This is a genomic window from Streptomyces sp. NPDC005402, from assembly GCF_040606575.1.
GTDB lineage: Bacteria > Actinomycetota > Actinomycetes > Streptomycetales > Streptomycetaceae > Streptomyces.
Genome location: NZ_JBEXFB010000004.1, coordinates 468,116 through 489,105, shown reverse-complemented (window position 1 = coordinate 489,105; position 20,990 = coordinate 468,116). Strand labels below are relative to the sequence as shown.

General features: G+C 70.7%; 18 protein-coding genes. 7 read left to right on the top strand and 11 right to left on the bottom strand.

Going from position 1 to position 20,990, the window contains the following annotated elements; genetic code table 11:
* Position 1: 1 nt before the first annotated feature.
* Together pyk and ABZT02_RS10680 are read right to left on the bottom strand one after the other, a co-directional pair.
* Entirely contained in the window at positions 2-1,432 is a 1,431-nt protein-coding gene (gene pyk / locus ABZT02_RS10685) for a pyruvate kinase (protein ID WP_356016289.1), read from the bottom strand.
* Between the two features lie 144 nt (positions 1,433-1,576).
* Entirely contained in the window at positions 1,577-2,275 is a 699-nt protein-coding gene (locus ABZT02_RS10680) for an SIMPL domain-containing protein (protein ID WP_356016287.1), read from the bottom strand.
* Positions 2,276-2,426: 151 nt separating this feature from the next.
* Here ABZT02_RS10680 and ABZT02_RS10675 point away from each other — a divergent pair, with 151 nt between their 5' ends.
* Entirely contained in the window at positions 2,427-4,226 is a 1,800-nt protein-coding gene (locus ABZT02_RS10675) for a 5'-nucleotidase C-terminal domain-containing protein (RefSeq protein WP_356016286.1), read from the top strand.
* Here the strand turns inward: ABZT02_RS10675 and ABZT02_RS10670 are convergent.
* From ABZT02_RS10670 to ABZT02_RS10640, 7 genes are all read right to left on the bottom strand, one after another.
* On the bottom strand, positions 4,223-5,371 hold the full coding sequence (locus tag ABZT02_RS10670) for a GDSL-type esterase/lipase family protein (RefSeq protein ID WP_356016284.1): 1,149 nt from the start codon (positions 5,369-5,371) through the stop codon (positions 4,223-4,225). The two genes, ABZT02_RS10675 and ABZT02_RS10670, sit on opposite strands and share 4 nt — an antisense overlap.
* Positions 5,372-5,422: 51 nt before the next feature.
* Entirely contained in the window at positions 5,423-6,847 is a 1,425-nt protein-coding gene (locus ABZT02_RS10665; RefSeq protein WP_356016282.1) for a SidA/IucD/PvdA family monooxygenase, read from the bottom strand.
* Entirely contained in the window at positions 6,844-8,238 is a 1,395-nt protein-coding gene (locus tag ABZT02_RS10660) for an aminotransferase class V-fold PLP-dependent enzyme (protein ID WP_356016280.1), read from the bottom strand. The genes ABZT02_RS10665 and ABZT02_RS10660 overlap by 4 nt, the downstream gene beginning before the upstream one ends.
* 116 nt (positions 8,239-8,354) lie before the next feature.
* Complete coding sequence (gene pepN / locus ABZT02_RS10655; RefSeq protein ID WP_356016278.1) at positions 8,355-10,841, bottom strand: aminopeptidase N; 2,487 nt, start codon at positions 10,839-10,841, stop codon at positions 8,355-8,357.
* 56 nt (positions 10,842-10,897) lie between these two features.
* Positions 10,898-11,467, bottom strand: a complete 570-nt coding sequence (locus ABZT02_RS10650; protein ID WP_356016276.1) for a response regulator — start codon at positions 11,465-11,467, stop codon at positions 10,898-10,900.
* A gap of 138 nt (positions 11,468-11,605) precedes the next feature.
* Positions 11,606-11,956 carry a chorismate mutase gene (locus ABZT02_RS10645; protein ID WP_356016274.1) on the bottom strand — a complete coding sequence of 117 codons (351 nt, stop codon included), beginning with the start codon at positions 11,954-11,956 and terminating at the stop codon, positions 11,606-11,608.
* Positions 11,957-12,128: 172 nt separating this feature from the next.
* The gene (locus ABZT02_RS10640; RefSeq protein WP_356016272.1) at positions 12,129-13,001 is read right to left on the bottom strand and encodes an AraC family transcriptional regulator; all 873 of its coding nucleotides are present in this window, start codon (positions 12,999-13,001) and stop codon (positions 12,129-12,131) included.
* A gap of 84 nt (positions 13,002-13,085) precedes the next feature.
* On the opposite strand from ABZT02_RS10640, the gene ABZT02_RS10635 reads away from it, so the two are divergent.
* Positions 13,086-14,855, top strand: a complete 1,770-nt coding sequence (locus tag ABZT02_RS10635; RefSeq protein WP_356016270.1) for a beta-galactosidase family protein — start codon at positions 13,086-13,088, stop codon at positions 14,853-14,855.
* Positions 14,856-14,901: 46 nt separating this feature from the next.
* Positions 14,902-15,786, top strand: coding sequence for a hypothetical protein (locus tag ABZT02_RS10630; RefSeq protein WP_356016268.1), 885 nt, complete (start codon positions 14,902-14,904; stop codon positions 15,784-15,786).
* Positions 15,787-15,879: 93 nt separating this feature from the next.
* Here the strand turns inward: ABZT02_RS10630 and ABZT02_RS10625 are convergent, their stop codons facing one another.
* Positions 15,880-16,785 (bottom strand): SDR family oxidoreductase, encoded by a 906-nt coding sequence (locus ABZT02_RS10625; RefSeq protein ID WP_356016267.1) that lies wholly within the window; start codon positions 16,783-16,785, stop codon positions 15,880-15,882.
* 1 nt (position 16,786) lies between these two features.
* Complete coding sequence (locus ABZT02_RS10620; protein ID WP_356016265.1) at positions 16,787-17,527, bottom strand: SDR family oxidoreductase; 741 nt, start codon at positions 17,525-17,527, stop codon at positions 16,787-16,789.
* A 54-nt stretch (positions 17,528-17,581) separates the two neighbouring features.
* Here ABZT02_RS10620 and ABZT02_RS10615 point away from each other — a divergent pair, with 54 nt between their 5' ends.
* The 4 genes from ABZT02_RS10615 to ABZT02_RS10600 are packed head-to-tail and all read left to right on the top strand — an operon-like array spanning position 17,582 to position 20,889.
* Positions 17,582-18,325, top strand: a complete 744-nt coding sequence (locus tag ABZT02_RS10615; protein ID WP_356016263.1) for an enoyl-CoA hydratase family protein — start codon at positions 17,582-17,584, stop codon at positions 18,323-18,325.
* Positions 18,322-19,143 carry a CoA-transferase gene (locus tag ABZT02_RS10610; RefSeq protein WP_356016261.1) on the top strand — a complete coding sequence of 274 codons (822 nt, stop codon included), beginning with the start codon at positions 18,322-18,324 and terminating at the stop codon, positions 19,141-19,143. Before ABZT02_RS10615 ends, ABZT02_RS10610 begins: the two co-directional genes overlap by 4 nt.
* Entirely contained in the window at positions 19,124-19,840 is a 717-nt protein-coding gene (locus tag ABZT02_RS10605; protein ID WP_356016260.1) for a CoA-transferase, read from the top strand. The genes ABZT02_RS10610 and ABZT02_RS10605 overlap by 20 nt, the downstream gene beginning before the upstream one ends.
* Positions 19,840-20,889: a nitronate monooxygenase gene (locus tag ABZT02_RS10600; RefSeq protein ID WP_356016258.1), complete on the top strand. Its 1,050-nt coding sequence runs from the start codon at positions 19,840-19,842 to the stop codon at positions 20,887-20,889. Before ABZT02_RS10605 ends, ABZT02_RS10600 begins: the two co-directional genes overlap by 1 nt.
* The last annotated feature ends 101 nt before the right edge of the window (positions 20,890-20,990 follow it).

Below are 20,990 nucleotides of genomic sequence, written 5' to 3'. Positions count from 1 at the left end.
GCTACTTGTCATCCACCCCGATGTGATGCACCCGGACCAGGTTCGTCGAGCCGGACACCCCGGGCGGCGAGCCGGCCGTGATCACGACCACGTCGCCCTTCTCGCAGCGGCCGTACTGCAACAGCAGCTCGTCCACCTGGTCGACCATCGCGTCCGTGGTGTCGACCTGCGGGCCGAGGAAGGTCTCCACACCCCACGTAAGGCTGAGCTGGGACCGAGTCGCCGGCTCGGGAGTGAAGGCCAGCAGGGGGATCGGGGACCGGTACCGCGAAAGCCGTCGCACCGTGTCGCCCGACTGGGTGAAGGCGACCAGGAACTTCGCGCCGAGGAAGTCGCCCATCTCCGCCGCCGCACGGGCGACCGCACCGCCCTGGGTGCGGGGCTTGTTGCGTTCGGTCAGCGGGGGCAGACCCTTCGCGAGGATGTCCTCCTCCGCCGCCGCCACGATCTTGGCCATGGTCCGGACCGTCTCGACCGCGTACTTGCCCACGCTGGTCTCGCCGGACAGCATCACCGCGTCCGTGCCGTCGATGACCGCGTTGGCGACGTCCGAGGCCTCAGCCCTCGTGGGCCGGGAGTTCTCGATCATGGAGTCGAGCATCTGGGTGGCGACGATGACCGGTTTGGCGTTCCGCTTGGCCAGTTTGATCGCGCGTTTCTGGACGATCGGGACCTGCTCCAGGGGCATCTCCACGCCCAGATCTCCGCGCGCGACCATGATGCCGTCGAAGGCCGCGACGATGTCGTCGATCGCCTCGACCGCCTGGGGCTTCTCCACCTTGGCGATGACCGGGACCCGCCGCCCGGCCGAGTCCATGATCCGGTGGACGTCCTCGATGTCGCGGCCGGACCGTACGAAGGAGAGCGCGATCACGTCGAAGCCCATGCGCAGGGCCCAGCGGAGGTCCTCCTCGTCCTTGGAGGAGAGGGCGGGCACCGAGACCGCCACGCCCGGGAGGTTGAGGCCCTTGTGGTCCGAGACCATGCCGCCCTCGACGACCGTGGTGTGGACGCGGGGGCCGTCCACCGAGGTGACCTCCAGGCAGACCTTGCCGTCGTCGACGAGGATGCGCTCACCCACAGTGACATCGTCGGTGAGTCCGCTGTACGTCGTTCCGCAGGACCGCTGGTCGCCCTCGGCGCCCTCTTCCACGGTGATGCTGAAGGTGTCGCCGCGTTCAAGGAGTACGGGGCCTTCGGTGAAGTGGCCGAGGCGGATCTTCGGGCCCTGAAGGTCGGCGAGGAGGCCGACGCTGCGGCCGGTCTCGTCGGAGGCCTTGCGGACGTGGTGGTAGCGCTCCTCGTGTTCGGCGTAGCCGCCGTGGCTGAGGTTGAAGCGGGCTACGTCCATTCCGGCGTCGACCAGGGCTTTGATCTGGTCGTACGAGTGGGTGGCGGGGCCCAGGGTGCAGACGATCTTTGCTCGGCGCATGTTTCGAGCCTAGACCTTACCGATGGGTAGTGAATTGGGTAGGTATGACGAGGCAACGACCTTTGAGTGAAGGGCTGTTGACAAGGGTTGAATGTGCGGCACCCTGCTCCGATGAGCATTCCGGGTGCAAATTCGGGCGCTCGTTCACAGTCTCGGTGGTGCCATGGTGAAGCGTGCGTTGACCTGGGCGTGGACGTGTTGGCGTTGGGGTTCGAGGTCGAGGGGGGCGGCGCCGGTGTCGGCGGCCTGGGTCTCGTAGGCCATGGAGCGTGCGCGGCTGGCCTTGCCGACGAAGCGGGGTTCGGGGTCCTCGGCGCCGATGTCGGCGAGTTCGACCAGTGCGGCGAGTGAGGTGCCGAGTGCTTCGGCGTATTCCCTCGCTCGTTGGACCGCTTCTCGTACGGCTTGCTGGCGGGCGTCCCGGTAGGCGGGTGAGTCGCGGCGCAGGGCCCACCATGGGCCGTCGACTCTCGTCAATTCCTGGTCGGCCAGTTTGGTGGTCAGTTCGCCCAGTGCGGTGAAGTCGGTGAGCTCGGCGGTGATGTGGACGCGGCCGTGGTAGGCGTGGACGCGTTCGCCGCGGCCGTGTTCCTTGAGTTCGGGTGTGACAGAGAAGGAGCCGGTTTCCAGGCGTTCGACTGCGTCGCCGTAGGACTTGAGGAGGTCCAGGACGGTGGTGTTGCGGCGGGTGAGGTCGTCGAGGGCGGTGCGGCGGTCCTTGCCGCGGGCGGCGACGGTGATGCCGAGGCGGGCGATCTCGGGGTCGACTTCGAGGTGGGCTTCGCCGCGGACGGCGATGCGGGGGGCGTCGGGGGTGCCGTAGGGAACGGAGTCGTTGGCCATAACGACCCACTGTGTCAGTTCTTGGCCGGTTACGGACCGGGTCGGTCGCTGGTTGGGTCATCAGATCGAAACCTGTAGGGGCTGTTGCCGTTCGGCATGAGCGGGTCAGAATCTACGCGCGTCGTTGACCGTTCCCCGAGGAGATCAAGACATGGCCTTGAACCGCAGGAAGTTCCTGGAGAAGTCCGCCGTGACCGGTGCGGGTGTCGCTCTGGCCGGTGCGGTGGGTGCTCCGGCCGCCCAGGCCGCGGAGGCCGGGAAGGGGCGCGAGAAGCGGTACTCGCTGACGGTGATGGGCACCACCGACCTGCATGGTCATGTCTTCAACTGGGACTACTTCAAGGACGCGGAGTACAAGGACGCGGCGGGCAACGCGCAGGGTTTGTCGCGTATCTCGACGTTGGTGAACCAGGTCCGTGCGGAGAAGGGCCGTTGCAACACGCTGCTGCTCGACGCGGGCGACACGATCCAGGGCACGCCGCTGACGTACTACTACGCGAAGGTCGATCCGATCACCGCCAAGGGTGGTCCCGTCCACCCGATGGCCGCGGCCATGAACGCCATCGGGTACGACGCGGTGGCGCTGGGCAATCACGAGTTCAACTACGGCATCGAGACGCTGCGGAAGTTCGAGGAGCAGTGCGACTTCCCGCTCCTTGGCGCCAACGCGCTGGACGCGAAGACGTTGAAGCCCGCGTTCCCGCCGTACTTCATCAAGAAGTTCCATGTGAAGGGCGCGCCGCCGGTGAAGGTCGCGGTGCTGGGTCTGACGAACCCGGGTATCGCGATCTGGGACAAGGCTTATGTGCAGGGGAAGTTGACGTTCCCTGGGCTGGAGGAGCAGGCGGCGAAGTGGGTGCCGAAGCTGCGGTCGATGGGTGCGGACGTGGTGGTCGTGTCGGCGCACTCGGGTTCCTCCGGCACTTCCTCCTACGGTGACCAGGTGCCGTACGTCGAGAATTCGGCGGCGCTGGTGGCGCAGCAGGTGCCGGGGATCGACGCGATCCTGGTCGGGCACGCTCATGTGGAGATTCCGGAGCTGAAGGTCACCAACGCGAAGACCGGTAGGACGGTCGTGCTGTCGGAGCCGTTGGCGTACGCGGAGCGGTTGTCGCTGTTCGACATCGAGTTGGTCTTCGCGAAGGGGCGTTGGTCGGTCGAGTCGGTCTCGTCGAAGGTGCTGAACTCGAACTCGGTCGCGGACGACCCGAAGATCACGAAGCTGCTGAAGGACGACCATGACGTGGTCGTGAAGTATGTAAACCAGGTGGTCGGTACGGCGACGCAGACGCTGACGACGGTGGAGGCGCGCTACAAGGACGCGCCGATCATCGACCTGATCACGAAGGTGCAGGAGGACGTGGTCAGGGCGGCGCTGGCGTCGACCGAGTACGCCTCGCTGCCGGTCATCGCGCAGGCCTCCCCGTTCTCCCGTACCTCGGAGATCCCGGCCGGTGAGGTGACGATCCGGGATCTGTCGAGCCTGTACGTGTACGACAACACGCTGGTGGCGAAGTTGCTGACGGGTGCGCAGGTCAGGGCGTACCTGGAGTACTCGGCGGAGTACTTCGCGCAGACGGCGGCCGGTGCGCCGGTCGACGTGGAGAAGCTGACGAACGCGGGCAATCGTCCGGACTACAACTACGACTATGTGTCGGGGCTGTCGTACGAGATCGACATCGCGCAGGCGGCGGGTTCGCGGATCAAGAACCTGACGTACAACGGTGCCGCGCTGGACGACGCGCAGAAGTTCGTGTTCGCGGTGAACAACTACCGGGCGAACGGTGGCGGGGCGTTCCCGCACGTGGCCTCCGCCACCGAGTTGTGGTCGGAGTCGACGGAGATCCGGACGCGGATCGCGGAGTGGGTGACCGCGAAGGGTGTGCTGGACCCGAAGGACTTCGCGTCGGTGGACTGGAGGCTCACGCGGGACGGAACCCCCGTGTTCTAGAGATCCAGCAGGGTCACGTCCACGGCGTCGGCGATGGCTTTCGCGCCGGCGTCGTTGACGTGCAGGCCGTCGCCGGCGTTGAAGTCGGCGCGGATCCGGTCGGGTTGGTCCGGGTCCGCGACGGCTGCGGCGACGTCGATGACGGCGTCGAAGGGGTGGGTGTCGCCGAGGAGCCAGGCGTTGACCTCCGCGCGGACGGCTTGGCCGCGCTCGGTGTCGTAGCCCTCGTGGACGGTGCCTCGGTACGGGCCGATCGTGGAGCCGATGACGGTGAGTCCGGCGGTGTGGAGGCGGTCGGCGAGGGTGGTGAGGCCGGCCTTGAACTCGGTCGCGGTGGGGCCTTCGGCGGGTTCGGGGTGGGCGAAGTGGCCGGGCAGGCCGAAGTCGTTGAGGCCGATGTGGGTGATGACGTGGCTGACGCCGGGGACGGCGAGGACGTCGTGGTCGATGCGGGCGAGGAGGTGTTCGCCGATGGCGTCGGTGAGGAGCCGGTTGCCGGAGATGCCCGCGTTGACGATCCAGCCGTGTTGCAGGCGGCGGTTGAGCTGTCCGGGAAAGCTGTTGTCGGTGCCGGGGGTGGTGGCGGCGCCTTCGATCCAGGAGTCGCCGAAGGCGACGGCGATGCGGGTGCCGGCCGGGGCGAGGACGTCGGCGCCGGCGAGGAGGTGGCCGGTGGCGAACTCCTCGGGGTTGTCGAGGACGGCGGCGGACAGTTGGTTGCCGGGGACGGCGTGGCCGGTGTCGTAGGGCATGGCGGTGAAGGTGGTGAGGCCGGTGTCGCCGGGCAGGTAGAGGCTCACCGAGAGTTCTTCTCCGGCGGTCACCGGTAGCTCGACGGGGTCGCTGATGGTCTCCTGGCCGGCGGGGATGGTGACGGTGGGGGTGCCGGAGAAGTGGAGCGGGGTGTCGCTGCCGGGGTCGATGCCGCTGCCCTTGGTGCGCAGGGCGAGGTGGGCGCCGCCGATCTCCAGTGGCTCCTGGCCGTAACGGTTGGTGAGGCGGATGCGGATGGCGTGGCCGCCGCCGGCGAGGCGCAGGGACTGGCGGACGGTCTGGTCACTGAAGCCGCGGGACTCGAAGAGGGCGAGGCTCTCGTGGGGGCTGATGGCGGCGGCGCGGTGGGCGGCGGTCCAGGTGGTCGTCATGCGGGGGCCAACCGGTCCGGTGCCCGGGTTCTTCCGCCGCCGCCGGTTTTCTCAGCGTCCTTCGACGAGGGGGGTCAGGACGGGGGCCCGGCGGGCGGGTGGGATCTGCGGCAGGCGGTCTTCGAGGCCGAAGGTGGTGAAGGCGGTGCGGGTGGGGAGCGGGTAGGCGTCCTTGCCGGTGACGGTGTTGAGGATGGTGGCGCTGCGCCAGGCGGCGAGGCCGAGGTCGGGGGTGCCGACGCCGTGGGTGTGGCGTTCGGCGTTCTGGACGTGAATGTGGCAGTCGGCGCCGGTGACGGAGGAGTCGAGGACGAGGCGGAAGTGTTCGTCGACGCGGGGGCGTTCGCGGCTGTCGCGGCGCATGTAGGGGTCGAGTCCGGCGAGGATGCGGTCGAGGGGGCGTTCGCGGTGGCCGGTGGCGAGGACGACGGCGTCGGTGGTGAGGCGGGAGCGGGTGCCCTGCTGGAGGTGTTCGAGGTGGAGTTCGATCTTCGTGGTGGCGATTCTGCCCGCGGTGCGGACGCGGACGCCGGGGGTGAGGACGGCGTCGGGCCAGCCGCCGTGCAGGGTGCGGCGGTAGAGCTCGTCGTGGATGGCGGTGATGGTGCCGGCGTCGATGCCGCGGTGGAGCTGCCACTGGGTGGTGCCGAGGCGGTCGCGGACGCTCTCGGACAGGGCGTGGAAGTAGCGAGTGTAGTCGGGTGTGAAGTGTTCGAGGCCGAGCTTGGAGTACTCCATGGGCGCGAAGGCTTCGGTGCGGCCGATCCAGTGGAGTTGTTCGCGGCCGGTGGGGCGGTTGCGGAGCAGGTCGAGGAAGACTTCGGCGCCGGACTGGCCTGAGCCGACGACGGTGATGTGGTCGGCGGCGAGGAGGCTCTGGCGGTGGGCGAGGTAGTCGGTGGCGTGGATGACGGGCACGCCGGGTGCATCGACGAGGGGCTTCAGCGGCTCCGGCACATAGGGCTCGGTGCCGATGCCGAGGACGATGTTCTTGGTGTAGGTGCGGCCCAGGGCTTCGGCTTCGCCGTCGCTGTCGAGCTGGGTGAAGTCGACCTCGAAGACGTCGCGTTCGGGGTTGAAGCGGACGGCGTCGACCTGGTGGCTGAAGTGGAGTCCGGGGAGGTGCTCGGCGACCCAGCGGCAGTAGGCGTCGTATTCGGCGCGCTGGATGTGGAAGCGCTCGGCGAAGTAGAAGGGGAAGAGGCGTTCGCGGGCTTTGAGGTAGTTGAGGAAGGTCCAGTCGCTGGCGGGGTCGGCGAGGGTCACCAGGTCGGCGAGGAAGGGGACCTGGATGGTGGCGCCGTCGATGAGCAGGCCGGGGTGCCAGCCGAAGGCGGGGCGCTGTTCGTAGAAGACGGCGTCGAGTGCGGTGAGGGGCTGGGCGAGGGCGGCGAGGGAGAGGTTGAAGGGTCCGATGCCGATGCCGACGAGGTCGCGGGGTGCGTCGGGCTCGTGGTGTGGGGGGTGGGGGTTCATCGGGGGGTGGTTCCTTCCACGAGTTTCAGGAGTCCGGCGAGGTCGGCCGGCCGGGTGGTGGGGTTCAGGAGGGTGACCTTGAGCCAGAGCCGGTTTGCCGCGCGGGCTCGGCCGAGGACGGCGCGGCCGTCGCTGAGGAGGTGGCGGCGTACGGCGGCCACGGCGTCGTCGGTGGCGCCCGCGGGGCGGAACAGGACCGTGCTGATGGTGGGGGGTTCGTGGAGTTCGAATCCGGGGTGGTCGTGGACGAGCCCGGCGAACTCTCTTGCCTGGTAGCAGACTTGGTCGACGAGGGCGCCGAGTCCTGTGCGTCCCAGGGTTTTCAGCGTGACGGCGATCTTGAAGACGTCGGGGCGGCGGGTGGTGCGCAGGGAGCGGCCCAGGAGGTCGGGGAGGCCGGCCTCGGTGTCGTCGTCGGCGTTGAGGTAGTCGGCGCGTTGGTCCAGGGCGGTGAGGTCGTGGGCGTCGCGCACGGCGAGGAGTCCTGCGGCGACGGGTTGCCAGCCGAGTTTGTGCAGGTCGAGGGTGACGGTGTCGGCGGCGCTCAGACCGGTGAGCTGGGGGCGGTGGGTGTCGCTGAAGAGGAGCCCTCCGCCGTAGGCGGCGTCGATGTGCAGCCGTGCGCCGCGCTGCGCGCACAGGGCGGCGATCTCGGGGAGGGGGTCGATGAGGCCGGCGTCGGTGGTGCCCGCAGTGGCGGCGATGAGCAGCGGGCCGTGCGGGATCGTTTCGAGGGCGGCGGGGTCGAGGGTGCCGTGGGGGGTGGGCACGATGATCGGGTCGGGCATGCCGAGTAGCCAGGCGGCCCTGGGGAGGGAGTGGTGGGCGTTTTCACCGCAGACGAGTCGGACGTCCGGGCCTTGGGTCTCCCGGGCCAGGAGGAGGGCGAGTTGGTTGGATTCGGTGCCACCCGTAGTGATCAAAGCGTCTGGCCGGTGGGGGCTCGTCGCGCAGTTCCCCGCGCCCCTGGGTGGGTCTGCGTAGACCTCGTTTGCCAGTGCTCGGGTTACCTGGGTCTCCAGCTCTGACGCCGCCGGGGCCTGGTCCCAGGAGTCGAGAGAAGGATTCAGCACTGACGCGGCCAAGTCCGCCGCTGCGGCCACCGCAAGCGGCGGACAGTGCAGGTGGGCCGCGCAGAATGGGTCCGCCGGGTCCGCCGAGCCTTCCGCCACGGCCCGTACCAGGTGCCGTAGGGCCTCCGGGTCGCCCTCGTCCGGGAGTACGGTCCCCAACGCGTCGCGCACCCGGGCTGCGACCGCCTCCGGCCCGCCCGCCGGCAGTGGGCCTCCCCTCGCCCGTGCCCCCTCCCCCAGCGCGTCCAGAACCGTGTCGAGCAACGGGCGCAGCGAGGCGGGGCCTTCGGGGCCCGAGGCCAGGGGCGGCGTGTGCATCGTCGACCTCCGGGGGCGCTGGGTGCTTCCAGCTTGGACGCGGTTGCCTGGGCGCGCCCGGAGAGTTCAACGATCCTGACCCGAAAGGGGGTACTCCCGTACGGGGAAAATCCGCTCTAGGCCTGCCTCACCCGCAGGGCCCGTCCCAGGTCGTCGAGTTGGTCGATCAGTTTGCGGCGCAGGGCGGGGGTGGGGTCGGCGTCGCGCAGACAGGCCTGGCCGAGAGCCTGGTTGTCCTCGTCGATGGCGTGGTCGGGGAACGCCCAGCGGCCGGCCGCGTCGGCGATCGCGGGGCCGCGGCGGGCGGCGAGGGCGACGGCGTCCTCGTAGTAGCGGGGCACGTACTGCCGTACGAGGTCGCTCTGTTCGGGTTGCCAGAAGCCCTGGGCGGTGGCGGTGAACAGGTAGTTGGAGAGGTCGTCGCGGGTGAACATCGCTTCCCAGGCCTGTGCTTTGGCGTCCTCGGTGGGGAGGGCGGCGCGGCAGCGGGCGGCGCCTTCCTGGCCGGTGGCGGAGGGGTCGCGGGCCAGTTCGGCGGCGATGGCGCTCTCGTCGGTGGCGCCGAGGACGGCGAGGCGGGCGAGGACGCGCCAGCGCAGTTCGGGGTCGAGTTCGGGGCCGCCGGGGACGGTGCCGTCGGCGAGCCAGGCGGCGATGGTGTCGGGGTGGGCGGCGGCGTCGATGCAGTGGCGGACGGCGATCAGGCGCAGGCCGGGGTTGTCGCCGTCCTCGGTGCGGCGGATGAGGTCGCGGCACAGGGAGGAGAGGGTGGTGAGGGCGGCGGGGCGCTGTTCGGGGGTGACGTAGCGGTCGGTGACGTAGGTGGAGGCGAAGGCGAGGACGCCCTGGACGAGGGCGAGGTCGGTCTCGTGCGGGAGGTGGGCGCGGGCCGCGTCCAGGTAGGCGGTGGGCGGGAGTTCGCCGTCGCGGACGGCGTCGCGCAGGGCGTTCCAGACGACGGCGCGGGTCAGTGGCGAGGGCAGGCCGGAGAGGCTCTCGGTGACCGCTTTGAAGGACTCGGTGTCGAAGCGGACCTTGGTGTAGGTGAGGTCGGCGTCGTTGAGGAGGAGGAGGGTGGGGCGCTTGCCGATGGGCAGCGGTGTGCTCTGCGGGATGTCGAGGTCGAGGCGGTCGCGCAGGACGAGGTGGCGGCCCTCGTCGGCGACGTCCTGGTCGTAGAGGCCGACGGCGATGCGGTGCGGGCGGCTGCCCTTGTGTTCGACCTGGAGGGTGTACGTGCCTTCCTCGCCGCGGGTGACGACGGGCCGCAGGGTGTCGACGCCGGTGGTGCGCAGCCAGGTGTCGGCCCAGGCGTGGACGTCGCGTTCGGTGGCGGAGGCGAGGGAGTCGATGAAGTCGGCGAGGGTGGCGTTGGCGAACCTGTGGCGGGCGAAGTGGGTGTTGATGCCGGCGAGGAAGTCCTTCTCGCCGAGCCAGGTCACCAGTTGCCGTAGTGCGGAGGCGCCCTTGGCGTAGGAGATGCCGTCGAAGTTCAGGAGGGCGGAGGCGGTGTCGTCGACGGCTTCGGGGGCGACGGGGTGGGTGGAGGGGCGCTGGTCGGCGTCGTAGCCCCAGCCCTTGCGCATGACGCCGAAGTCGACCCAGGTGTCGGTGAAGCGGGTGGCTTCGGTGAGGGTCTGGTAGCCCATGTACTCGGCGAAGGACTCGTTCAGCCAGATGTCGTCCCACCAGCGCAGGGTGACGAGGTCGCCGAACCACATGTGGGCCATCTCGTGGGCGATGACCATGGCGCGGGTCTGGCGTTCGGTGTCGGTGACGGCGGAGCGGTAGACGTACTCGTCGCGGAAGGTGACGAGGCCGGGGTTCTCCATGGCGCCGGCGTTGAACTCGGGGACGAACGCCTGGTCGTAGGAGTCGAAGGGGTAGGGCTCCTCGAACTTCTCGTGGTAGCGGTCGTAGCACTGCTTGGTGATCTCGAAGAGTTCGTCGGCGTCCTGGTCCAGGTAGGGCGCGAGGGAACGGCGGCAGTGGATGCCGAAGGGCAGGCCGCGGTGTTCGGTGCGCACGGAGTGCCAGGGTCCTGCGGCGACGGCGACGAGGTAGGTGGAGATCAGCGGGGTGGAGGCGGCCTGCCAGTGGCCGTCGCCGAGGTCGGTGGTGATGCCGTTGGCGAGGACGGTCCAGTCTTCGGGGGCCTTCACCGACAGGTCGAAGACGGCCTTGAGGTCGGGTTGGTCGAAGGCGGAGAAGACGCGCTGGACGTCGTCGAGGAAGAGCTGGGTGTAGACGTAGGTCTCGCCGTCGCTGGGGTCGGTGAAGCGGTGCATGCCCTCGCCGGTGCGGGAGTACCGCATGACGGCGTCGATGCGCAGTTCGTGCTCGCCGGCGCTCAGTCCCTTGAGGGGCAGCCGGTTCTCCTGGAGGGTCTCCGGGTCGAGGGGGCGGCCGTCGAGGGTGGCCTCCCGCAGTTCGGCCGGCTTGAGTTCGACAAAGGTGTCCGCCTCCGTGCGCGCGGTGAACCGGACGACGGTCCGGGACGCGAAGGTCTCGTCGCCGGTGGTGAGGTCGAGCGCGATGGCGTAGTGGTGAACGTCGAGGAGCTTGGCACGGGTCTGCGCTTCGTCGCGCGTCAGTACGGACATGCAGGACATGCTGCCTGATGGCACGGGCAACTCACAGAGGCGGATCGGTACACGCCTTATGTCCGGTCCTGTTCGAGCTCCCCGGTGTGCGCCCCTTCTCCGCGCTGCACCGGAACCCGGGCGTCCGGGTGGGGCAGGGCCCGGTGGACGGCGGGGTCGTCGTCCTCGTAGTGGCCCTTGTCCTCGGTGTGGTCCTTGACGAGGGCCCTCAACTCCCGCACCTCGTGTTCGAGGGCGAGGTGGCGGCGGTGGGCGTCGAAGAGGTAGCGGACCTTGGTGCGCAGGGCCCAGGGGTCGATGGGTTTCATCAAGAGGTCGGCGACGCCGAGGGCGAAGGCGGCGGAGGTCAGTTCGTGGTCGGGGCCGAAGCCGGTGAGCAGGACGACGGGGATGTGCTGGGTCTGCTCCAGGCGCCGCATGTAGCGGACCACGTCGAGGCCGCTGACGCCGGGCATCCGCACGTCGAGGAGCAGGAGGCCGACCTGGCCCCGGAGCACCTGCTTGAGGGCCTCGTCACCGCTGGTGGCGCGGCCGAGCCGGTAGCCCAGCGGGGCCAGGGCGCTCTCCAGGGCGTAGAGCGTGTCCTCGTGGTCGTCGACGATGAGGATCTTGGCATCCGAAGGCATGGCCCGACGTCCCTCCCTCGCGGACAGCCAGCCTACGCCCGTGCGCTGACACAGGGTGCTCGTGGGCTGACAACGAGTGCACAGGGCAGCATGCCGGGTGCGGGCGGCCGTGTCACCTCCCTGGGGTGTCGGCCGAGGTCAATCGGCCAGGGGGGCGGAGTCGTTGACGGTGTCCTCGGCGATGCGCTCGTGGTGTCTGATCACCTCGGCGATGATGAAATTCAGGAATTTCTCAGCGAAGGCCGGGTCGAGTTTGGCGTTCTCGGCGAGGGTGCGCAGCCGTTCGATCTGGCGGGCCTCGCGGGCCGGGTCGGCGGGCGGCAGCTGGTGGCGGGCCTTGAGGTGGCCGACCTGCTGGGTGGCCTTGAACCGCTCGGCGAGCATGTGGACGACGGCCGCGTCGATGTTGTCGATGCTGTCGCGCAGCCGGGCGAGCTCTTCGCGGACGGCGGGGTCGACGTCACCGGATCCGGTGTTGCTGGTGGTCATGAGCGACAACCCTACGGGGGCGGGGTGGTGGGTTCGGCGGCGGATCGGGCGGGGTGGGGAAGCGGGTGGTCGGGGACGCGGGTGGTCCGGGGAAGCGAGCGGTCGGGGACGCGGGTGGTCAGGGGATGCGGGTGGTCGGTTCCTCGGCGGATCGGGGATCCCACCCCGGCGATCAGATTCTCGGCGGATCGTCCGGATCGGGTACCTGGTTGCTCCAGCCGCCGGGGACGGTCCGGCTTTCCTGGGCGCGGAAGCGGATCGGGGCCATGCCGACGCGGCGGGTGAACAGGCGGGAGAAGTAGGCGGGGTCGTCGTAGCCGACGCGGCGGGCGACGGCGGCGACGGGGAGTTCGGTGGCGGCGAGGAGTTCCTTGGCGCGGCCGAGGCGGATGCCGAGGAGGTAGTCCTTGGGGCTGCAGCCGGCGCCACGGCGGACGGCGGTGCGCAGTTCGGCGAGGGTCATGCCGTGCCGGGTGGCGTGGTCGGCGACGGACATCGGTTTGAAGGCGTCGCGGGCGAGGGCCTTGAGGACCGGGTCGCCGTCGGGTGCGAGGTCGGCGCGGGCGCGGCGCAGGGCGACCAGCAGTTCGTGGACGGCGGCGCCGGTCTCCACCTCCAGGAGGGGGTTGTCGCGGCGGGCGGCCCGCGCGATGCGGGCGATCACCGCACGCGGGCCGGTGGCGTCGGACAGGGGCACGACGGGACGGTCGGGTTCGATGTAGCCGAGTTCGGTGTACGTGGCGGTGGCGGGTCCGGTGAAGCCGACGAACCCCTCGTCCCAGCCGGTGTCCTGGTCGGGGGCGTAGTGGTGGGGGATGCCGGGGGTGAGCCACAGCAGCGAGGGCGCGGTGACGGTCGTACGCCGGCCGTCGGGAGTCTCGTACCAGCCGGTGCCGGTGCTGATGACGACGGCGACGTGGCTGTCGAGGGTGCGGGGACCGACGGTGGGCAGCGCGCCGTACTGGAGTCCGACTCCGAGGCAGACCAGGCCCAGGCGGTGGTGGACGGGGCTGGGGGTCAGGAAACGCATCCAGGTGTGGTACATCGCGCTCCTTGCCTGCGCTTCGGTCCAAGCAGCGCCGATCTTTGTCCATGGACGTGATCGTCGCCAGTGGTGAGGGTGGAGCCTATGAGCGAGTTCACGGTGGGTGAAAGCGATTTCCTGCTGGACGGGCGGCCGGTGCGGCTGCTGTCCGGCGCGCTGCACTACTTCCGGGTGCACGAGGCGCAGTGGGGGCACCGGCTGGCGATGCTGCGGGCGATGGGCCTCAACTGCGTGGAGACGTACGTGCCGTGGAACCTGCACGAGCCGCATCCGGGCGAGTTCCGGGACGTGGAGGCGCTGGGCCGGTTCCTGGACGCGGCCCGGGAGGCCGGGCTGTGGGCGATCGTCCGCCCGGGCCCCTACATCTGCGCGGAGTGGGAGAACGGCGGTCTGCCGCACTGGCTGCGGGGTCATGCGCGCACGAGCGACGAGCGGTACCTCACGCGGGTGGAGCGCTGGTTCGGGCGGCTGCTGCCGCAGGTCGTGGAGCGGCAGATCGACCGCGGCGGCCCGGTGCTGATGGTGCAGGTGGAGAACGAGTACGGCAGCTACGGTTCGGACGCCGGGTACCTGCGGTGGCTGGCCGCACTGCTGCGCGCGAAGGGCGTGTCCGTACCGCTGTGCACCTCGGACGGCCCCGAGGACCACATGCTCACCGGCGGCTCGGTCCCCGGTGTCCTGGCCACGGTGAACTTCGGCTCCGACGCGCGCACGGCCTTCGAGACGCTGCGCCGGTACCGGCCGGACGGCCCGCTGATGTGCATGGAGTTCTGGTGCGGCTGGTTCGAGCACTGGGGCGGGGAGCGCGTCGTGCGCGACGCTGAGGACGCGGCCGCGGCGCTGCGGGAGATCCTGGAGTGCGGGGCCTCGGTGAACCTCTACATGGCGCACGGGGGCACGAACTTCGCGGGCTGGGCGGGCGCCAACCGGGGCGGGGGCGCGCTGCACGACGGTCCGCTGGAGCCGGACGTGACGTCGTACGACTACGACGCGCCGATCGACGAGTACGGCAGGCCGACGGAGAAGTTCTGGCGTTTCCGTGAGGTGCTGTCCGCGTACGGTCCGGTGGCGGACCTGCCGCCCGCGCCGGGGGTGTTGGGTGCGCCCGGTGACGTGCACCTGTCCGGATGGGTTTCCCTGTCCGCCGTGCTGGAGGAGCGCGGCGGTCCGCTCGTCGAGGGGCCCGTCCCGCCGGTCTTCGAGGAGCTGGACGTCGACCGGGGGCTCGTGCGGTACGAGGTGACCGTGCCGGGGCCGCGGCAGCCGTACCCGTTGACCGCGCGGGGGCTCAGGGATCTCGCGGTGGTGTACGTCGACGGGGAGCGGGCCGGGGTGCTCACGGAGGACGAGGCGCAGCTCAAGGAGCCGGTCGCGGGGCACGCGCGCGTGGAGCTGTGGGTGGAGTCGCTGGGGCGGGTCAACTACGGGCCCCGGAGCGGGGAGGCCAAGGGGATCACCGGGGGGCTGCTGCACGAGCGGCAGTTCCTGCACGGGGTGCGGGCGCGGGGGCTGCGGCTGGATGCGCTGGACATCGTGACGGGGATCGGGTTCGGGGCGGTCCCGGGGGGCGGCTCGCCGGGGCTGTACCGGGGTGAGGTGAGCGTGCGGGGCGCCGGGGACGCGGTGCTGGAGCTGCCGGGCTGGACCCGGGGGTTCGTGTGGGTCAACGGCTTCAACCTCGGCCGGTACTGGTCCGCGGGCCCGCAGCGGACGCTGTACGTGCCCGGGCCGGTGCTGCGGGAGGGCGGCAACGACGTGTGGGTGCTGGAGCTGGAGGAGGCACCCGCCCACGCACCCGCGCTTCGGCTGCGCGCCCCGGATCCGGCCCACGAGAATCCGCCCGCGACCTCGTAGAGCTCGTAGAGTGGAATCGGGTTCTGGGCGTCTTGGGGGTACGGGCGTGACGAACGACGGACCGGTCCAGCACGGGTACCCGCACCTGGAGACGGTGCGGGCCTCGATCAACGCGCTCTACAAGCGGCTCTCCTACGACACCGTCCAGACGTTCGCGACGAGCGTGGCCCCGGTGGACGTGGCGTTCTGCGACACGGACGACCTCTATCTCGGCGCGCAGCGGGTGGCCCGGGAGCTGGTGCGGCACTACCGGCTGCCGGACGCCCGGTTCGTCGTCAGCTTCCGGGAGATGACCCACGCCGCGAACGTCGAACTCACCGCGGGCCCCGAGTACTTCGTCGAGCTGAACGACCGTTTCCGCACCCATCGGCGGGACATCGGCGCGGCGCTGGCCCACGAGGTCATGCACGTGTATCTGCACCGGCTGGACCTCTCCTTCCCCGGGGTGCGGGAGAACGAGATCCTCACGGACACGGCGACGACGTATCTGGGGGCGGGGTGGCTGCTGCTGGACGCGTACCGGGAGGACGCGGCGTCGTCGCAGAAGCTGGGGTATCTCACGCCTGAGGAGTTCGGGTACGTGCTGGCGAAGCGGTCGCTGGTGTTCGGGGAGGATCCCTCGGTGTGGTTCACCAGCGCGCAGGCCTATACGGCGTACGTGAAGGGGATGGCGCAGGCCCGGGAGGACGAGCAGCAGCCGCCGCTCACGGCCGCCGGGTGGGCGGGGAGGCGCCGGTACGCCCGTGACCGGCGGCACGCGGGTCCGGGGCCGCAGCCCGGGGTGCCCTACACGTTCACCCCCGACGGGGGCGGGCGGCTGCGGGTGTCGTTTCCCTGTCCTACCTGTCATCAGCGAATTCGGGTGCCGGTTCGGGGGCGGGTGCGGGCGCGGTGTGCTGTGTGCCGGACGGTGCTGGAGTGCGACACATAGGGTTTCGTGGCGTCTGCGGGTGCGTGGTGGCTGGTCGCGCCCCCGCGGCGGAGCCGCACATAGATTCAGCCCCGCGCCCCTGGGTGGATCCGGTCACGCCCCGTACACCGGGGCCGGTGTCTCCGCCTCGCACAGCAGCTTGCGTGCCGTCTCTCCAGCCTCTGCCGGGGTCCATCGCGCCCCCTTGTCGGCGCTCGGGCCCGGTCTCCAGCCCTCCATCACCGTGATGCGGCCGCCCTCCGCTTCGAAGACCCTGCCGCTCACTCCCGCGCTCGCCTCCGAGCCCAGCCAGACCACCAGCGGGGACACGTTCTCCGGGGCCATCGCGTCGAAGCCGTCGGACGGGGCCGTCATGGTGTCGGCGAAGGTGCGTTCCGTCATCCTCGTCCGGGCCGCGGGGGCGATCGCGTTGACCTGGACGCCGTAGCGGGCGAGTTCGGCCGCCGCGACCAGGGTGAGACCGACGATCCCCGCTTTCGCCGCGCTGTAGTTGGCCTGCCCCACCGAGCCCAACAGGCCTGCACCGCTCGACGTGTTGACGATCCTGGCCACCGGCGTACGGCCCGCCTTCGTCTCCGCCCGCCAATGCGCCGCCGCGTGCTTCAGCGGCAGGAAGTGGCCCTTGAGATGGACCCGCAGCACCGCGTCCCAGTCGTCCTCCTCAAGGTTGACCAGCATCCGGTCGCGCAGGAACCCGGCGTTGCTGACGAGGGTGTCGAGGCGGCCGTACGTCTCCAGAGCGGCCCGGACGAGGGAGGCGGCGCCGTCGGGTGTCGCGATGTCGCCGCCGTGGGCGACCGCCTCGCCGCCCGCCGCGCGGATCTCCTCGGCGACGAGGAAGGCGGGGCTGTCGGGGTCCGGTGTGCCGTCGAGGCCGACGCCGAGGTCGTTGACGACGACCCGGGCGCCCTCGGCGGCGAAGGCGAGCGCGTGGGCGCGGCCGAGACCGCGGCCCGCGCCGGTGACGACGACGACCCGGCCGTCGCAGATTCCGGTCATCTCACGTCTCCTTGTTGACAGTTGCCGCGTCGAGGAACGCCGGCCGCTCCCCGCCGCCGTGCACCAGGAGAGAGGCCCCGCTGATGTACGCGGCGGCGTCCGAGGCGAGGAACACGGCGGCCGCGCCCACGTCCGAGGGCTCGGCGAGGCGGCCGAGCGGGACCGTGCGGGAGACGGCGGCGACACCCTCCTCGTCGCCGTAGTGCAGCTGCGACCGCTCGGTGCGGACCATGCCGACGACCAGGGTGTTCACCCGCACGTCCGGCGCCCACTCCACGGCCATCGAGCGGGCGAGGTTCTCCAGGCCCGCCTTGGCCGCACCGTACGCGGCCGCCCCGGGTGAGGGCCGGCCACCGCTGACGCTCCCGATCATGACGATCGAGCCCCGGGTCCGTCTCAGGTGCTCGTAGGCGGCCAGGGACACCGTCAGGGGGGCGAGGAGGTTCAACTCCAGTACGTGGGCGTGTTGTTCGGCGCGAGCGTCGGCGAGCAGACGGTAGGGCGTCCCTCCCGCGTTGTTGACCAGCACGTCCAGGCGCGGCAGTTCGGTGAAGAAGTGCCGTACGGCGTCGGCGTCCCGGACGTCGAGTTCCACGAACCGAGCCTTCGGCAAGGGGACTTCGGGCGGTCTGCGCGCACAGACGACGACGTCCGCCCCTGCCTTCGCGAAGGAGCGGGCGATCCCGGCGCCGACTCCACGCGTGCCGCCGGTGACGACCACGACCCTCCCGTTCGGCTCCATTCACCGCTACCCTTCACCTAACAAACGTTTGGTGGAAAGGTAGCTGATGCGGCCATGGGTGTCTCCACCTCGTCCCCGGAAAAGGGGATCGTCCTGGTCGGGGTCGACTTCCCGCCGGTGAACGCCCTTCCGGTGGACGGCTGGTTCGCCCTGGCCGACGCCGTGCGCGCGGCGGGCCGTGATCCGGCGGTCAGGTGTGTGGTCCTTGCGGCCGAGGGGCGTGGCTTCAACGCGGGCGTGGACATCAAGGAGATCCAGGCGCGCGGCCCGGCCGCCCTCGTCGGCGCCAACCGCGGTTGTTTCGCGGCCTTTTCGGCGGTGTACGACTGCGAGGTGCCCGTGGTGGCGGCCGTGCAGGGATTCTGCCTGGGCGGAGGCGTCGGCCTGGTGGGCAACGCGGATGTGATCGTGGCGAGCGAGGACGCCACCTTCGGCCTGCCCGAGCTGGACCGCGGGGCCCTCGGCGCGGCCACCCACCTGGCCCGCCTGGTGCCCCAGCACCTCATGCGCGCCCTGTACTTCACCTCCCGCACGGTCACCGCCGCCGAACTGCACCGGCACGGTTCGGTGTGGAAGGTGGTCCCGAGGGACGAACTCGCCGCCAGGGCCCTGGAGTCCGCCCGCGAGATCGCCGCCAAGGACGGCGAGCTGCTGCGCCTCGCCAAGGCCGCCATCAACGGCATCGACCCGGTCGACGTCCGCCGCAGCTACCGCTACGAGCAGGGCTTCACCTACGAGGCGAGCGTCAGCGGGGTCGCCGACCGGGTCCGTGACAGGTTCGGCAGGGAGGACGGGTGAGCGACAAGACCATGACGGCCGACGAGGTCGTCTCCCGGCTGCACAGCGGCATGACCGTCGGCATCGGCGGCTGGGGTTCGCGCCGCAAGCCGATGGCCCTGGTGCGCGCGCTGCTGCGCTCGGACGTCACCGACCTGACGATCGTCTCGTACGGCGGCCCGGACGTCGGCATGCTCGCCGCGGCCGGACGTATCCGCAAGCTCGTCGCCGCCTTCGTCACCCTCGACTCGATCCCCCTCGAACCCCATTACCGGGCGGCCCGCGAGCGCGGCGCCTTCGAACTCATGGAGATCGACGAGGCGATGTTCATGTGGGGCCTGCGGGCAGCCGCGCACCGGCTGCCGTTCCTGCCGGTGCGGGCCGGCATCGGTTCGGACGTCATGCGGGTCAACCCCGGTCTGCGGACGGTGACCTCGCCGTACGACGACCAGGAGACGTTCGTGGCCATGCCCGCGCTCAGGATGGATGCCGCCCTGGTGCATCTGAACCGCGCCGACCGGCTCGGCAACGGCCAGTACCTCGGACCCGACCCGTACTTCGACGACCTGTTCTGCGAGGCGGCCGACACCGCCTACCTCTCCTGCGAACGGATCGTGGACACCGCGGAGCTGACCAAGGCGGCGCCACCGCAGTCACTGCTGGTCAAACGGCACACGGTCACGGGTGTGGTCGAGGCTCCGGGCGGCGCGCACTTCACCTCCTGCGCCCCCGACTACGGCCGGGACGAGGCCGCACAGCGGGAGTACGCGACCACGCCCTGGCCGGAGTTCGCCGCACGGTATCTCGGGGGAGGACTTCATGACCGCGACCCGGAGTGAGTACTGCGTGATCGCCTGCGCCGAGGCCTGGCGGGACGCGGGCGAGATCCTGGCGAGCCCGATGGGACTGGTCCCCTCGATCGGAGCCCGGCTCGCCCGTCTCACCTTCTCCCCCGACCTGCTGCTGACCGACGGCGAGGCCCTGCTGGTCCGCCCGGACGGCACACCCGAGGGCTGGCTGCCCTACCGCGAGCACCTCGCCCTGGTCACCGGCGGCCGACGGCACGTGATGATGGGCGCGAGCCAGATCGACCGCCACGGCAACCAGAACATCTCCTGCATCGGCGACTGGGCGAGGCCGAAACGGCAACTGCTGGGGGTGCGGGGCGCACCGGTCAACACCCTGAACAACCCGACCAGTTACTGGGTTCCGAAACACTCCCGCCGGGTCTTCGTCGAGAAGGTCGACATGGTGTGCGGGGTCGGGTACGACCACGCCGCCGGGGCACGTTTCCACCGCATCCCGCGGGTCGTCTCCGACCTGGGCGTCTTCGACTTCGAGACCCCGGACCACTCGATGCGGCTGGCCTCGCTGCATCCGGGAGTGACCGTGGAACAGGTCCGGGAGGCCACCGGCTTCGATCCGGTGCTCCCGGACGAGGTGCCGTACACCCGCGAACCGACCGCCCATGAACTGAAGTTGATCCGCGAGGTGCTCGACCCGGCCCGCACCCGTGCACGGGAGGTCGGCGACTGATGGAGACCGCGCTCACCCGGCTGGTCGGGATCAGACACCCGATCGTGCAGACCGGGATGGGGTGGGTGGCGGGGCCCCGGCTGGTCTCCGCCACGGCGAACGCGGGCGCGCTCGGCATCCTGGCCTCGGCGACCATGACGCTCGACCGGCTCCGGGACGCCGTACGGGAGGTCAGGTCCCGTACGGACGCGCCCTTCGGGGTCAATCTGCGGGCCGACGCGGCCGACGCCGGTGACCGGGTGCGCGTGATCATCGACGAGGGGGTGCGGGTGGCGTCCTTCGCCCTCGCGCCCTCCGCCGAGCTGATCGGCGCGCTCAAGGAGGCGGGGGTGGTCGTCGTCCCGTCCGTCGGCGCCCGCAGACACGCCGAGAAGGTCGCGGCCTGGGGCGCGGACGCGGTGATCGTGCAGGGCGGGGAGGGCGGCGGGCACACCGGGGAGGTGGCGACGACGGTCCTGCTGCCGCAGGTGGTGGACGCGGTGGACATCCCGGTCGTGGCGGCGGGCGGCTTCTTCGACGGGCGGGGTCTGGTCGCGGCGCTGGCGTACGGGGCGGCGGGCGTCGCCATGGGCACCCGCTTCCTGCTCACCTCGGAGTCGACGGTGCCGGACGCGGTGAAGGCACGCTATCTGGCGGCGACGGTCAAGGACGTGACGGTGACCCGGGCGGTCGACGGCCTTCCGCACCGCATGCTCCGCACGGAGCTGGTGGACTCCCTGGAGCGCGCGGGCCGTACGCGCGCCCTGCTGCGGGCCGGCCGGCACGCGGCCGGCTTCCGGGGCCTCTCCGGCCTGACCTGGCGACAGCTCCTCCACGACGGCCTCGCGATGCGCCACGGCAAAGACCTCACCTGGAGCCAGGTCCTCCTCGCCGCCAACACCCCGATGCTCCTCAGGTCGGCGATGGTGGACGGCCGTACGGATCTCGGGGTCATGGCGTCGGGGCAGGTCGCCGGAGTGATCGACGACCTGCCGTCGTGCGCGGAGCTGGTGGACCGGATCATGAGGGAGGCGGCGGAAGTCCTGGAGGGCCTCACAGGCGTTCAATGACCGTCACGTTCGCCTGTCCGCCGCCCTCGCACATGGGCACCATCCTCGACGGCCCCCCTCGCACCGCTCGGCCCCAGAGGGCCTCACGGGCTTCGGAAGCC